15 protein-coding genes are annotated in these 14,874 nt (G+C 37.5%); 4 read left to right on the top strand and 11 right to left on the bottom strand.

What is annotated here, in order from left to right; all coding sequences use genetic code 11:
- Positions 1-54: 54 nt before the first annotated feature.
- The 11 genes from ACTJJF_RS09925 to ACTJJF_RS09875 all read right to left on the bottom strand — a co-directional run bounded on the left by ACTJJF_RS09925 (position 55) and on the right by ACTJJF_RS09875 (position 12,244).
- Complete coding sequence (locus ACTJJF_RS09925; RefSeq protein ID WP_440699547.1) at positions 55-870, bottom strand: aminotransferase class IV; 816 nt, start codon at positions 868-870, stop codon at positions 55-57.
- 78 nt (positions 871-948) lie between these two features.
- The gene (locus tag ACTJJF_RS09920; RefSeq protein ID WP_027374691.1) at positions 949-1,335 is read right to left on the bottom strand and encodes an START-like domain-containing protein; all 387 of its coding nucleotides are present in this window, start codon (positions 1,333-1,335) and stop codon (positions 949-951) included.
- Positions 1,336-1,523: 188 nt separating this feature from the next.
- Positions 1,524-2,699: an aspartate aminotransferase family protein gene (locus ACTJJF_RS09915; protein WP_440699681.1), complete on the bottom strand. Its 1,176-nt coding sequence runs from the start codon at positions 2,697-2,699 to the stop codon at positions 1,524-1,526.
- Between the two features lie 170 nt (positions 2,700-2,869).
- Positions 2,870-4,612 carry an OstA-like protein gene (locus ACTJJF_RS09910; RefSeq protein WP_440699546.1) on the bottom strand — a complete coding sequence of 581 codons (1,743 nt, stop codon included), beginning with the start codon at positions 4,610-4,612 and terminating at the stop codon, positions 2,870-2,872.
- A 3-nt stretch (positions 4,613-4,615) separates the two neighbouring features.
- Positions 4,616-5,089 (bottom strand): Fur family transcriptional regulator, encoded by a 474-nt coding sequence (locus ACTJJF_RS09905; protein ID WP_027374694.1) that lies wholly within the window; start codon positions 5,087-5,089, stop codon positions 4,616-4,618.
- Positions 5,090-5,155: 66 nt separating this feature from the next.
- Positions 5,156-7,147, bottom strand: a complete 1,992-nt coding sequence (locus tag ACTJJF_RS09900; RefSeq protein ID WP_312304491.1) for a KUP/HAK/KT family potassium transporter — start codon at positions 7,145-7,147, stop codon at positions 5,156-5,158.
- A 119-nt stretch (positions 7,148-7,266) separates the two neighbouring features.
- Positions 7,267-8,247 carry a pyruvate dehydrogenase complex E1 component subunit beta gene (locus tag ACTJJF_RS09895; protein WP_065399074.1) on the bottom strand — a complete coding sequence of 327 codons (981 nt, stop codon included), beginning with the start codon at positions 8,245-8,247 and terminating at the stop codon, positions 7,267-7,269.
- A 296-nt stretch (positions 8,248-8,543) separates the two neighbouring features.
- On the bottom strand, positions 8,544-9,161 hold the full coding sequence (locus tag ACTJJF_RS09890) for a hypothetical protein (RefSeq protein ID WP_440699545.1): 618 nt from the start codon (positions 9,159-9,161) through the stop codon (positions 8,544-8,546).
- 1 nt (position 9,162) lies between these two features.
- The gene (locus ACTJJF_RS09885) at positions 9,163-9,660 is read right to left on the bottom strand and encodes an RNA polymerase sigma factor (protein ID WP_440699544.1); all 498 of its coding nucleotides are present in this window, start codon (positions 9,658-9,660) and stop codon (positions 9,163-9,165) included.
- Positions 9,661-9,761: 101 nt separating this feature from the next.
- Positions 9,762-10,181 carry a DUF2147 domain-containing protein gene (locus ACTJJF_RS09880; RefSeq protein WP_440699543.1) on the bottom strand — a complete coding sequence of 140 codons (420 nt, stop codon included), beginning with the start codon at positions 10,179-10,181 and terminating at the stop codon, positions 9,762-9,764.
- Between the two features lie 134 nt (positions 10,182-10,315).
- Positions 10,316-12,244 carry an LTA synthase family protein gene (locus tag ACTJJF_RS09875; protein WP_440699542.1) on the bottom strand — a complete coding sequence of 643 codons (1,929 nt, stop codon included), beginning with the start codon at positions 12,242-12,244 and terminating at the stop codon, positions 10,316-10,318.
- An 88-nt stretch (positions 12,245-12,332) separates the two neighbouring features.
- On the opposite strand from ACTJJF_RS09875, the gene ACTJJF_RS09870 reads away from it, so the two are divergent.
- The 4 genes from ACTJJF_RS09870 to ACTJJF_RS09855 all read left to right on the top strand — a co-directional run bounded on the left by ACTJJF_RS09870 (position 12,333) and on the right by ACTJJF_RS09855 (position 14,864).
- Entirely contained in the window at positions 12,333-13,046 is a 714-nt protein-coding gene (locus ACTJJF_RS09870) for a CDP-alcohol phosphatidyltransferase family protein (protein WP_312304507.1), read from the top strand.
- A gap of 71 nt (positions 13,047-13,117) precedes the next feature.
- Positions 13,118-13,882, top strand: a complete 765-nt coding sequence (locus tag ACTJJF_RS09865; protein WP_312304509.1) for a 3'-5' exonuclease — start codon at positions 13,118-13,120, stop codon at positions 13,880-13,882.
- A 2-nt stretch (positions 13,883-13,884) separates the two neighbouring features.
- Positions 13,885-14,283 carry a putative signal transducing protein gene (locus ACTJJF_RS09860; RefSeq protein WP_440699541.1) on the top strand — a complete coding sequence of 133 codons (399 nt, stop codon included), beginning with the start codon at positions 13,885-13,887 and terminating at the stop codon, positions 14,281-14,283.
- Positions 14,284-14,291: 8 nt separating this feature from the next.
- Positions 14,292-14,864, top strand: a complete 573-nt coding sequence (locus ACTJJF_RS09855; protein ID WP_440699540.1) for a hypothetical protein — start codon at positions 14,292-14,294, stop codon at positions 14,862-14,864.
- Positions 14,865-14,874 lie beyond the last annotated feature (10 nt).

Genomic DNA, 14,874 nt, shown 5'->3' with positions numbered 1-14,874 from the left:
ATAAAACCCGGTAAAGGACTTTTGGAACTTTGTTGTTTACCGGGTTTGTCAATTTTATTGATCAAAACTTTTTTTCCAGCCTTCCACCAGTTCCAGGAAGCGGGCATTTTCAAAAGTCTTGTTTCTTATTTTTCCTACAGAAAATATTCCCTTTTCATCCGATATCATCAGAATTTCTTCAGCTTTTTGAGATTCAAAGGCAATGATTTCGTGTTCCTGAATATCAGCAAGGTTATTTTTATGTAAAAATGTAACAAAATTTTCCATCAGAGGAGAAATATAGGCTCCTTCAGTCTGTTTCGGAACTTTGATGACATTTCCTTCCAGAAACAACAGGTTTCCTGAAGTGGTACGGGCAATCCTTTTATTGGGATTCAGAAGAATGACATCATCCAGGTCATTTTCCTGCGCATAAATTCCACCGTAAATATTTTCCGGGCAATGCACCCTGATATTGCTCAACAGGTTATTATTCACATTGATCTCTTTGATAAGATCCAGCTCCTGAGGTCTATGGTAAACCGTCAGTACGTCATCCATCTCTGTCACTTCGTAAAAGTAAGATATGGAAGATTTTGCCAAAGTGGCCCCGTCATTGTTCCTGAACACCTGGAAATTGATAATCCCGTTCTGTATTCCTGCGCCCTCTATGATATCTTTCTGAAATAGGTTCTGGAAAAACTCAAGGGTATAAGACAAAGGAATATTCATTCTCATCTTTCTCATGGAAGCCATCAGAAAAAAATAGCATTCTTCATCCATGATCAATCTACCGTTTCTTACAAAGAAAGAAACCTTCACTGAGTCGCCCAAAAGAAAGGCTCTGTTCTTAACATTCAACCCGTCTGATGTAAAATATTGATTTTCCAATTTTTGATGTGATTTATTTACAAAAAAATAATGAACGATAAATCGTTCATCAGTTTTATCATTTAATACAGTCCGACATTATGCCGCACCTAATTTTATTCTGAGGTTTTCAATAAGATTTTCCCAATACATTGCGTTTTCTTCTTCATCTCCTTCTTCACAGAAATCTGTAATATTAAGAGCTAGATCTTCTGTAATATCATCTATTACGATAGTCATTTCAAAGAAATTCTTAGTTCCTTCATCTTCTTCCCATCTGAAACGCACGAAACCTTCAGGCTTATATCTGATCAAAGTGGCCTTTTCTGCAGGGCCTCCACCCCAGCTAAAAAAGAAATCATCGCCTTTCTCTGTTACCTCATCCGCAAACCATTCAGACAACCCCTCTGCAGTAGCCAGATATTCATACAAAATCTCTGATAAACAGTGCATTGGAAATTCGTAATGGACTTTATGTTTCGCCATATAATCTTTGTTTTATCGTCCCGCAATATATAAATTAATTTTTTTATTACACAAAAAAGCCATTACTTTTTTAAAGAATCTGTATGATATTTATCACAGAATTCAAATCGGTATTATGTTAAGTCAACTTATTCAAAACTACCATGCAAGACATAAAAAAATCTCTCCTTTCCGGAGAGATTTTTTATTTAATTTTCATTCAGGATATCGAGAATAATCTGACATCCTTCTCTGATTTCATCCATAGATAATGTAAGCGGAGGAGAGATTCTCAGGTACTCGTTTCTGTAAAGCTGCCAGAAAACAATAAGTCCTCTTTCCATACATTTTTTAGCAACTTCCAAAGTGTATTCAGGCGCTCCCAGATTTACTGCCAGCATCAGTCCTTTACCGTTGATATTTTTAATTTTCGGATGAACAAGAAGTTCTCTGAACAGTTTTTCCTTTTCGTCCACCTGGTTCATCAGATCACTTTCCAAAACTTCTTTTAAAGTGGCATAACTGGCTGCTGCAATCAGCGGATTCCCACCAAAAGTAGTAATATGACCCAGCTTAGGAGAATGGGATAAGGTTTCCATTATTTTTCTTGAACCCATGAAAGCTCCCACAGGAACTCCGCCACCCATACCTTTACCCATAACCAGGATATCCGGAACAATACCGAAGTGTTCGAATGAGAAAAGTTTCCCGGTTCTTCCAAACCCCGGCTGAATTTCATCAAGAATTAAAAGTGCTCCAACTTCCTCACATCTCTTTTTCAGTTTAATCAGATAGTCAGAATCAGGAACTAGAAAACCTGCAGCTCCCTGGATGGTTTCCAGGATCACACAAGCTGTCTTTTCTGTAATCTTATCGAAATCTTTTTCGTTGTTAAATTCTATAAAAGAAACCATCGGCAGTAGCGGACGGAATTCTCTTTTATGGTTTTCATTTCCTGAAACGCTTAAAGCTCCGTGGGTATTTCCATGATAAGAGTTTTTGAAGGAAACAATTTCTTCTCTTCCAGTATATCGTTTAGCCAGTTTTAAACTTCCGTCTATAGCTTCTGCCCCGCTGTTTACAAGATAAGTCACTTCAAGAGGTTCCGGAGTAGCTTCTGCAAGCAATTTACATAAGGCAACAGGTTTCTCCTGTGCATATTCTCCGTATACCATTACGTGAAGGTACTTATCAGCCTGTTCTTTGATCGCATTCACTACTTTAGGATGAGAATGCCCCAGTGTGTTGGCAGATACTCCTGCTACAAAATCAAGGTACTTCTTCCCGTCTGTACCGTAGATATAATTTCCTTCGGCTTTTTCAACTTCAAAACCTGCAGCAAATTTTGTGGTTTGTGCCTGATATGTAAAAAAATCTTTATGCATTTCCATCGTCTCAAAAAATTTCAGCAAAGCTATAAAAGATTCAGCAAATGCGGAAATTATTGACATGGAATAACAATGTTCAGTGGTTCAATCCAAACAGACCATCATATGGCTGCAAAACATATTACTGTTAAACCAAAAGAACCGCTGTAAAGCGGTCCTTATATGTATTATTTTCTTGTTCTCTTCGGCTTTTTGGCTTCTTCTTTGGCTCTTTCATCATCTATAGCTTTCTGGGCTTTATCGAAGAGTTCGTTATCAGCTGTATACTGTATTTCTTCGTTATTCGGGCTGTCTACCAATATATCCTGCCATTTTCTGATCCGGTCTTTGGTATTCCAGTTAAAATCAGGGAACTTCCTTCTTGAAGGTTCAATTTTACTCATCGGATAAGTATCTGAAGCAGCACCGATGCTGCATGAGATGATCTGTAGTGCTCTTTCTTCAAATAAAGCTCCTATAATTCCGCAGGTAGAAAGTGTAATCCCGATTCTTTCAGGCTTTTTGGTTTCCTGATCGGTATCATCCACATATACAATAGATTGTGCATTTCCTACTACTCTGGCTTCTTTAATATCATTTTTCTCGTAGTAAACGGTCATGAATTTTCCTTTCACCTGGTTGAATTCATCTTTTAGATTCAGGGAATCTACTTTACTGATGGCAAAAGCATTTCCGATTACTTTCAGGGAGTCTATATTTTCGCTTTGGGTATTAAAATAAGCTTCTACCTTATCTCCTGTCACCTGTTTTTCACCACTCCACAGAATCGGATTAGTAAACATATGCATTACCCCATCCGTTTCATTGAAAGCAATAGAATCTGCTCTTCCCTGAGCATTGGATTTGTAGATACGGGCTTTTTTATAGGCTCTTAAAAAGCTTTTCTTCACATTGATATCCAGAGAATCCGGTTTCTGATAAGAGATAATCTTTTCTGCTGCAAAATAAGCGGTATCTTTTTCCATAATTTTAACAGCATATGGATTTTTAGTCATCATTGAAGAGTCTTTTTTCTCAAAAATCTCCCCATAACCGCCTTTAATGTATCTTCTTTCTTTCGGGTCATCCAGTGTTACATTGCCTGTAGCTTTACCAAAACCTGTAATCTGATTAAAGTACATATCATCACCGGTAAGGATTTTATCATTATAAAAGATCTTGGAATTCTTATTCAGGAAAGCTTCTTTTGTTTCCATTCTGTAAGTCCCCCGTTCGGTGTAAACCCTGTTTTTAGGATTAGCTCTGTTGGTGATGGTTGTAGGACCAAAAAATTCAGCAACCTTGGTATTCTGATTTTGTTTGATGTTTACCCCTTCAATGATATATTGGGCATTGTCTATTCTTACATTGCCGACAAAATCGATCATTTTGGTATTCAGGAAATACGTTGCAGATTTGGTATACATTACATTTCCCTGGCTGTCCGTAATGGTTCCGCCTGTATTAAAATAAGCCTGATTGGCTAATCTGTCATAGTAGAGAACATCAGTCTTTATGGTCTGTTTGGGATCTGTAAGAACTACATTTTTCCGGGCTACTCCTTTCTGGGTGTTACCGTCATATTCCATTTCTCCTGCAGTGATTACTGAGCCGTCAGCATTTTGAAGTTTTGTATTCCCCATGGCTTTTACGAAGTTTTCTTCACTATAAAGAACGACTTCGTCTGCCGTAAGTACAGACCCCTGATGCTCAATTTTCACATTTCCTGTAAAATATTGGTTTCCCTCATATTTTGCAGGATCTTTGATAATTTTATCAGCATTGATGATCTTTATTTTATCTTCCGGTTTTGTCGGCTGAGTTTTTGCCGGTGAAGAAGGCTGCAGATAAGGATCTCTTTTCACAGGGGTTTTATCCTGCGCAAAACTGAGCGCAGAGATCAAGATGAACAGAAAAAGGATTTTTTTCATTAATTAGTCATTCTTAGTGCCATAGAAATATAGCGAATGAGAATCAATTTTTACGCCAAATGCTTCTTCAATGGCTTCTTTAATTCCTTGGATTCTTGGATCGCAGAACTCGATGATCTCCTCAATTTCTTTGTCAGAGTCTTTTTTGTAGATCACCAAATGGTCATGCTGCTTATCAAAGTAAGACTTTTCATAAGAAGAAGAGGTGAGTGTTTTTTCTCCAAACTGGTGTTTACGGATCAAACCTGCATCCAGGAAAATCTCAATAGTGTTGTAAATGGTTGCTTTGGAAACATGGTATTTCTTCTGCATCATCAGAAGATACAGATCATCAACATTGAAGTGATGATCCATATTATAAATTTCTTCTAATATCGTATATCTTTCAGGTGTGTTTCTGAACCCTTTTTCTAATAAGTAGTTTCTCAGAACATCCTTGATCAAAGCTATATTTTTTTCTTTTTGTACTGTATCCATAAAAAAATTATCTACAAATTTATTGAATTTTATTTAAATAGATATTATGGTTAAATACTCATTGGCTTAAGAGTTGTGACGGAAGTACCCGGATTGCTCAATCTTGTTATCATAAACGGTAAGCTCCGTAATGGGTGCAGATTCCACTTCAACGTTGTGGGAAGACACTCCCCAGGCCTTAAAGTCGTCACTTCCGATATACTTCACAAAGTTGTAGATATTAAGGGTAATCTTCTGTTTAACAGTTAAAAGAATATCGTTGATATAGGTGTTATCTATGATGACATATTTCAGATCCGGCGGGATATTATGTGCTCTCAGAGACGGGTGGCTGCTTCTTGAAGGAATAGTGCCATCTGCCATAAGATCTCTCAACACCATATTGAAATAGTCGTTGATTCTTCGGTCTACTTTAAATCCTAAAAGGAAATTGATCTTATAAACGGTTCCCGGAAGAATTTCGTCCACCGTATATTTGAAAGTATATGGATCTTCCTGGTTTACGATGCTCAGGATAAAATAATGATCTGCCCTTTTCGGTTGTTTTTTGATGATGGAGTAGATAATTTTTGATTCCACTTCATCGTTTCTTTTGGCTCTGCTCAGGTAAGCAAGGTTAGTAGCGTATTTTGGAATGGTTTCATCGAGTTTCATGTCTTTAAGAATAGACACATATTTATCGATTTTCACATACTGGATAAAGTTAGCTTTAATAAGTCTTCCGTTATACCATGCATACATACACACTGCTATGAACCCGCCCAGTACCATTGTCAGCCAGCCTCCGTCTACAAATTTAATAACATTGGCATAAAAGAATCCTGACTCAAGGAACAGGTAAACGATGGCAAATCCTATGATAAAGATCTTATTCACTCTTGTACGGCTCAGCCAGAATAACAACAGAATGGTTGTCATCAACATGGTAATGGTAATGGTAAGTCCGTAAGCGGCTTCCATACGTTCTGATTTCTGGAAGAATATAACAACTACAAAACAGAAAGCCATCAGCCCCCAGTTGATTCTTGGAATATACATCTGCCCTTTTACCCCTGAAGGATATTCGATATGCTGATTCGGCCAGAAAGAGATGGACATTGCTTCTGAAAACATGGTAAATGATCCTGTAATCACCGCCTGGCTGGCAATGATTGCTGCTGCAGTAGCTAAAATTACACTTGGAAGAACAGCCCATTCCGGCATAATCCCGAAGAAAGGATTTACTCCGTTGTGTACCTGGTGATAGTTATCCAATAACCATGATCCCTGTCCTAAATAGTTCAGGATAAGCATTAGCTTAACAAAAACCCAGCTGATTCTGATATTTTTTGCCCCGCAGTGTCCTAAATCGGAATATAAAGCTTCCGCTCCTGTGGTACAAAGGAAAACCGCTCCCATAATTACAATAGCACTCGAGGAATGGGTAATCAGGTTATAGGCATACATCGGATTGAAAGCTCTCAGGATTTCAATGTGATCAAAAATATGAAGTGACCCTGAAACTCCTAAAACAAGGAACCACGTGACCATGATGGGCCCGAAAAACTTCCCGATAGAGGCTGTCCCGAACTGCTGCACCACAAAGATCACAAATAAAATAACGAGGGTGATCAAAACGACCGGGGTTTCCGGATTGTATATTTTGAGCCCTTCAATAGCTGACATTACCGTCAGAGAGGGAGTGATGACACTATCTGCCACCAGGGTGGATGCTCCAATGATGGCGACTACATACAGCCATTTCTTTTTGAGCTTTTTCACTAATGAATACAATGCAAGAATTCCTCCTTCTCCTTTGTTATCTGCTCTTAGAGCGATGATCACATATTTAAGGGTTGTCTGAAGCGTCAGCGTCCAGATGATACAGGATAACGCTCCTTCAATGTATTCATCGAACGGCATTGAGGCGCCTTCCTTTCTTGCGTTCACAATCGCCTTCATTACGTAAAGCGGTGACGTACCAATATCTCCGAAAACGATCCCTAGAGATACTATAACGCCTACAAATGAAAGCTTCTTTAAGTCAAAGTGATGACCGCCTTCTGTAACTTCTGCCATATCAGCCAATTTATTTTTTTAAAAGCGCAAATTTATATCAATTTTATGACGTCAAGAATTTTTCTTCATGAATATAATAAATGAAAAAACTTCCTTTCGGAAGTTTTTTTCTATTATAATTACTTTACGTACATCGCTTTTTTGATTTCCTCTTTTACTTTTTCCAGTTTAGGGAACCATTCTGCAAATAATGCAGCAGAGTAAGGTGCAGGTGCATCAGGAGTAGTAATTCTCTTGATTGGAGCATCTAAATAATCGAATGCTTTTTGCTGTACCATATAAGTAATTTCAGAAGATACTGATCCAAACGGCCAGGCTTCTTCTAAAATCACTAATCTGTTTGTTTTCTTTACAGATTCTAAAATTGTATCAAAATCTAAAGGACGAACTGTTCTAAGGTCAATAACTTCAACAGAGATTCCTTCTTTTTCCATATCTTCAGCTGCCTGCATCGCCAACTTCATGATCTTACCGAAAGAAACTAAAGTAACATCTTTACCTTCTCTCTTAATATCAGCTTTTCCGATAGGTAAATAGTATTCTTCTTCAGGAATTTCCATTTTATCACCATACATCTGCTCAGATTCCATGAAGATAACCGGGTCATTATCCTGGATAGCTGTTTTCAATAATCCTTTTGCGTCATAAGGGTTTGAAGGTACTACTACTTTAAGCCCCGGGCAGTTGGCAAACCAACCTTCAAAAGCCTGAGAGTGGGTAGCTCCTAACTGTCCTGCAGAAGCAGTAGGTCCACGGAAAACGATTGGGCAGTTCCACTGTCCACCGCTCATCTGACGGATTTTTGCCGCATTATTGATAATCTGGTCAATTCCTACTAAAGAGAAATTGAATGTCATAAATTCTACGATAGGTCTGTTACCATTCATTGCAGCTCCTACAGAAATCCCTGTAAATCCAAGTTCTGCAATCGGTGTATCGATTACTCTTTTCGGACCAAATTCATCCAGCATTCCTTTTGAAGCTTTATATGCACCATTATATTCTGCAACTTCCTCCCCCATCAGGTAGATGGATTCGTCTTTACGCATTTCCTCGCTCATTGCCTGTGCAATTACCTCACGAAAAGTATATTCTGCCATATTTTCTTGAAAAATTTAGACTACAAAAATAGTGTTTTTTTATTATACACATCATAAAAAAGCCGTTTCATTTGAATGAGAAGTTTCAATATTAATAATAATTTAAGAAGGAATGTTTTGAGGGAAGGGAAGCTGGAGGCCGGAAGAAGGAAACTATCGGAGCCTGAAAGAATAACTGAAGCATACTTTTATTGATTTTTTTAGGCAGGCATCAATACTACTATTAATTGTGATTTTTAACAAACGACATAGGGAACTCCCCGCTTCCCTCTTCCAGTTTCCAATCTGTAAAATCATCAAGCCGCTGTTTCTTCATGCAGGCTCAGTTCTTTATAATTCTTTCTTAGATCCTGTAAAATTTTACCGTAGGTTTTTTTATAGATGACATACAAAAGGTAAAAACCAATCAGTAAACAAATTCCGAAGACAAAATAATTTATAAATGAAGGCAACATCACCTCAGGATTGGTAGACAAAGTATTGCTTCCATGCCTTTCATTCCAGCCATCACTGGCACCTGCCATAAAATCTCTGGTATTATGATCAAAATGAATGATGCTGTCTATGACTGCCAGTACCAGTGAAATACCTGCATAAGCTAAAATGAGTCTTCTCATGTTTAAAATATTTTTCATCAGTGTAATGCTGTTCTGTCCTGTTTTCATTCTATTGAACAGAAAGACAATGAATGCTGTAAAAACGAAGAACATAGCCATTCTTATATACGGAAACTGCTGATCCAGATAGCCATATACAGTCCATAGTATCACTTCAATCAATCCGATAAACAATAATGTTCTGGTGATGGAAACAGATTTATGTTTTATCATATTGTAAATTTCATTCTCGGAATATTCTTTAAAATCATCAGATTCTTTATTCCAGTCTTTTTTCAGTAATTCTAATTCTTCCATATTATGGTGTGCTGATTTTGTTTTTTAAATTATTCTTCGCTCTGTTCATTTTCACTCTTGCATTTCCTTCTGTAATTCCGAGGATCTCCCCTATTTCTTTATAGGGTTTATCTTCCAGATACATCATGATCAAAGCTTTTTCCACATCTGACAATTCATAGATCGCTTTATACATCTTCCGCAGCTTATGTTCATCATCTTCGTAATCCTCATATTCCATAGTAAGGGACGAAACATCAATATCTGTTACCTGGGCACTTTGTTTTTTTGGTTTTCTGAATAAAGTAATTGCCGTATTCAAGGCTACCCGATACATCCAGGTAGAAAATCTGGCTTCTCCTTTGAATCCTGGAAAGGATTTCCACAGCTGAATGGTAATTTCCTGAAAAAGATCCTGATGGTCTTCGGGATTATCGGTATATATTCTGCATATTTTGTGGATAAGCCTTTGATTGGGCTTAAAAAATTCTACAAATGTTCTCTCCTGTTCTGTGCTCATATGTTATAAGTGGGGAGATTTTATTTTCGTTACAGTATTTTTCAAAAAAAAACGACATTTCATTGCTGAAATGCCGTTCTAAAATTCTATTTAAGCTTATATTAATTCACTTTCTCCCAAACCTGGGTTCTGCCTAATAATGATAACCCCAGATACCCTCTTACATTAAGCTTGTCTCCGCTTCTTGTAATGGTACATTTGTAGGTTTTACCAGTTTTAGGATCTGTAATATTACCTCCGGTAAATTCATCCCCATCTTTTTTCAATCCTCTGATGATTTCAAGTCCTACAAGCGGTTTCCCTTTTCTGTCATCTTTACAGGCTGTACAGTTAGGATCTGCCGGCTTTGTCAATAACTGAGAAATCTTCCCATAATATTTACCATCAGACTTTTTGAAGATTTCCACAATAGACTTCGCTTGTTTCGTCTCATCATCTATCGTTTTCCACTTTCCTTCAATCTGTGCAAAAGTAAGCACGCTGAACAATGAAAGTGCAAATGTTAACATTAATTTTTTCATATTTCTTATCGTTTTAATTTTAATACAATATTCTTATCTATGTATTGATAAAAATATAAATTAATTTTCAACGAACAAAAACTTTTGTTATACAAAGCATAAAGCAATAGATGTCAACGGTTTTGCTCTTGTTTCTAATATAGTTTCCTGTTGATTACTCTATCCATATAATCCTGATACCACGCTTTTGCAGTTTGTTTCCCCTGTTCTACTTCCGGGGTTTTAAGTTCTCCTATCAGGTTTTTTTCCATACTAAGGTCAGATTGATCATATACCCCGATGATTTCTTTCCCGTCGAAACGGTAAATATAATTCCCGATCATAAACTGCTCAGTGCTTCCATCCGAATTGACTACAATAAAAGGATATTTTTTATCACTTACAAGGCTCCGCCCCCAGCTTCTGATAGGCTTATTGTAGCCGATCAGGTCTGCTAATGTAGGATAAATATCTGCCTGCTGAGCGATTTCAGGATTGACACCTTTCAGCTGGTAGGCAGGATTCGGAGAATAAAAAATCAAGGGTACGGCATAGCGGTTCATTGCTCTTTCATATTCAGAATAATACACCTGGTTGGTATGATCTCCTGTGAAAACGAAGATGGTATTATTGAACCACGGCTGCTTTTTGGCGGTTTCAAAATATTGTTTGATCGCATAGTCCGTATATTGCATAGGTTCATGCATTTCAATCTTTCCTTTTTTAAACTTCCCGTTATATTTTGCAGGAATTTTAAAGGGATGATGTGATGAAGCGGTAAACACCGTCGTCATAAAAGGCTGCTTCTTCCCTACATTTTTTGCGAAATACTGGAGAAACGGCTCATCCCAGATTGCCCACATTCCGTCAAAATCTTCGTCATGATTGTATTCTGTTTTCCCGAAATAATGTTTAAATCCAAGGATATTACCAAACCCAAGGAATCCCATAGAACCGTTGGGAGCCCCATGATAAAAAGAAGTATCATAACCAAGGTCGTTACAAACCGAAACAATAGACTGAATTTTCTGGTTGGAATACGGAGATCCGGTAAATGCATCCGTAAGGCTCGGAATTCCGGCCAGTACGCTGCTCATTCCATGAATTGACTGTCTTCCGTTGGCAAAAGTATTGGGAAAAATAAGACTCTGGCCTGCTAAACTGTCTATAAATGGTGTATAGGAAACATAATCTTTAATATTTTTATCCTTATTGAAAGCTCCGGAATATTCTCTTCCGAAAGATTCTACGATGAAAATAACAATATTCGGGCGGTTTTCCACTTTACGGTCATATACTTTATAAGGCTGTACATTTTCTGTGATATACTTTTCATCTACAAAATGAACTTCCTTAAAATTATTGGTATTTAAAGTACGGAAAAAGGAAAAAGTACTGTTCAGCACGATATTTCCCTGCAACGGATTGGTTACAAAACGGGTGGCATCTACCATATTGATAGGTCTTGTACTGTGTTTAAAATCGCCACGGATCCCACCTACAACCAATACCGTCGTAATGCATAAAGTAAGTACGGAGTATAGAAAATAAGGAAGCAGGTTCACAGGTTTTTCTTCTCTTATTTTAACTTTTTTGTACAGGAAAACCCATACTATCATCAACACCACATACCAGATCAGAACAAAAGGATGCTGTCCTATTGAGATCATCAGGGTCTGGGAAACATTGGATTCATGCTCTGCTACCTGAAATACAGCCGACGTAAGCCTGGCCTGGGAGAATTTATAATAGATAAAATCTCCGAAATTCATGGCATATGTCAATCCGTTGGTCATGAAATATACCCAGAAAAGAATCTTTTGATATCCTTTTTTTGTATTAATAACCAATGGGACAAGACTTAGCAGTATAAACAGTGAATTCACATACAGAATCGCCGTTGTATCGAAAGCCGTACCGTGATAAGCCAGCTTTACATATTCTGAAACAGAGTCAACTTTTATCAGGTCCTTATTGAAATACCAGAATAAAAGCCTTGCTATCTGATAAAAAACATATGCCAGAAAGATCCTGTACAGCAATGCCAGAACTTCCTGTTTTCTAAATCCTTTTAAAAATTTCATGCGGCAAATTTACATCAAAATCACTTTAATATATTTTTTAGTTGGATTATTTCGAGTTAGAATTTTTAAAAACTGTAATTTTGTGGTTATGGATTTTATAAAGAATAATCTGGCCAATGCCCTGACCCTGGCTAATTTATTTGCAGGCTGCGTGGGTGCCATACATCTTATTTCAGGAGACTATCAGACTACGGCAATCTGCCTTATTCTCTCTTCAATTTTTGATTTTTTTGACGGTTTTGTAGCCAGAGCTGTAAAATCAAATTCCAATCTTGGGCTCCAGTTGGATTCTCTTGCAGATATGGTGAGCTTTGGATTGATTCCGGGACTTACGATGTATAAAGCACTTGAACCATTCGGAACTGAGCTTCTGGGCCTTCACCTGCCATTTGAGATCAAATATTTCGGTTTGCTGGTAACGATATTTTCCTGCCTGAGGCTTGCTATTTTTAACCTGGATGAAGAGCAGCGTTATTATTTTAAAGGTCTGAATACCCCTACCAATACCGTTTTACTGTTCGGTTTATATTATGCTTTTAAAGAAACCGGAACCTTCAGCTTTTTGTTTAGCAACGAGCTTCTGCTGGTGATCCTTACCGCACTTACTTCATGGCTTCTGATCAGCCCTATTAAAATGATGGCAATGAAGTTTAAATCCAAACAATTAAAAGACAACTATCCAAAAGTAGTTCTATTAGTGGGAGGTATCGCTATTCTTGCCATATTCCAGATTGTAGGAATTCCGATGCTTGTTATTTATTATCTATTGGTATCGCTTATTTTCCAGGGGCAACTGAAATAAAGGTCCAACAATTTCAAAAAGCAAACAGCTTATTTTCAAATTAACACATTATCAAATTATTACCGATCAACATGAATTTAAAACTCCATAAACCACTTTGTATTTTTGACCTTGAAACAACAGGAACGAACATCGGAAAAGACAGAATCGTCGAAATCTGTATCTTAAAAGTAAATCCTGATGCTTCCAGAGAAAGCAAAACATGGCGTGTAAACCCGGAAATGCCGATCCCGAAAGAAAGCAGTGAAATTCACGGAATCTATGATGAGGATGTAAAGGATGCTCCTACTTTCAAAGAGATTGCTCCCAAAGTAATGGAAATGATCTCAGGTACTGATCTGGGAGGTTTTAATTCCAATAGATTCGATGTTCCTCTTTTAGCTGAAGAATTGCTAAGAGTAGGCATGGATTTTGACCTCAGCAAGTTTAAACTGGTAGATGCGCAGACGATTTTCCATAAAAAAGAACCCAGAAACTTAGGAGCTGCTTACCAGTTTTATTGTGGAAAAACATTGGAAAATGCACACTCTGCGGAAGCGGATGTGATGGCAACATTTGAAGTACTGGACGCACAGGTTGGAAAATATGACGATATCCCGAATGAAATTGCTCCGTTAAGTGAATTTACCTTTCATAATAAGCATGCAGATCTTGCAGGATTTATCGGATATAACGAAAAACTCGAAGAAGTTTTCAATTTCGGAAAGTATAAAGGACAGTGTGTAAAGGTAATATTTCAGAAAGATCTGGGGTATTTCGGATGGCTTCAGAATGCTGATTTCCCTTTGTATACTAAGAAAGTATTTACAAAAATTCAACTGTCAAGCAGGTTTTAAATATGTCTGAGCTGGTTCGTTTTAAATTTTACGAAACTGCCCTTGAAGCGAACAGGGACAAACAGATATTGGCGGAAAACGGTATCAACAGTTTTATTGCCAATGAGCAGTTGATTCAGTCGGACTGGCTGTTGTCACAGGCTGTAGGAGGAATTCAGCTTCAGGTCTTTGATGAAGATCTGGAAAAAGCCCAACAGGTTCTTCAGGCCTATAACGAGAATGAACAATATGCACTGGAAGTGGAACATACTATTGAAGATTCGGAGTTTGATTTTGTTTGTCCGAAGTGTGGTTCCAATCACATTTACAGAGATGACAGGGCAACCAGTTTCTTCGGTATCTCATTTCTGACGAGCCATAAGTTCATCTGCTATTATTGTGGGAATGAATTCATGCATTAAAAGTAAATATGGTCGGAAAATTAAAAAAGGCAGGAAGAATTGTGCTCATCGTTGTTTTAGGATTTCTTGTTTTCACGGCAGGTAAATTCTTTCTGGTATGGGACAGTGTGGAAGTTGATCCTAGTTTAAGTCAAAAGCCTCTTTTTAAAACATTTGATAAGCAAAAGCAGGCAACCTTATGGGGCGAAGACAGTGAAGAGGATATCAAAACCAATGATTTTAAAACCAAATCAGACACCATTACCCCTGAATATTACAGGTGTTATATCAATAAGGAACCGATACTGAAAGTCACATTTTCCGTTGGAGATGGCTTCAGTGGAGGCGGTTATCAAATAGATATTTTACAGAACAGATATAAGATTTCTCCTTATTCTTATACTGACAACATCAGACCGTTTGACTTTCTGGATACAGGAGAAAGCTATAAAATCCTGGAAAGTAAGCTTACTCTTGATAAAGAAACGTATAAAAAAGGAGACCGTATTTTTGGTTATTGTGAACTTAAGGTTCAGCGGGGATATGGCCCTCAAAAATATATAGACGAAGGAAAAGGATATTTTAAAGGTATAGTCAATTAATCAATAAAGT

This window comes from Chryseobacterium sp. 22458, from assembly GCF_052044975.1.
Lineage (GTDB): Bacteria > Bacteroidota > Bacteroidia > Flavobacteriales > Weeksellaceae > Chryseobacterium.
This window is presented reverse-complemented; position numbering and strand designations above follow the sequence as displayed.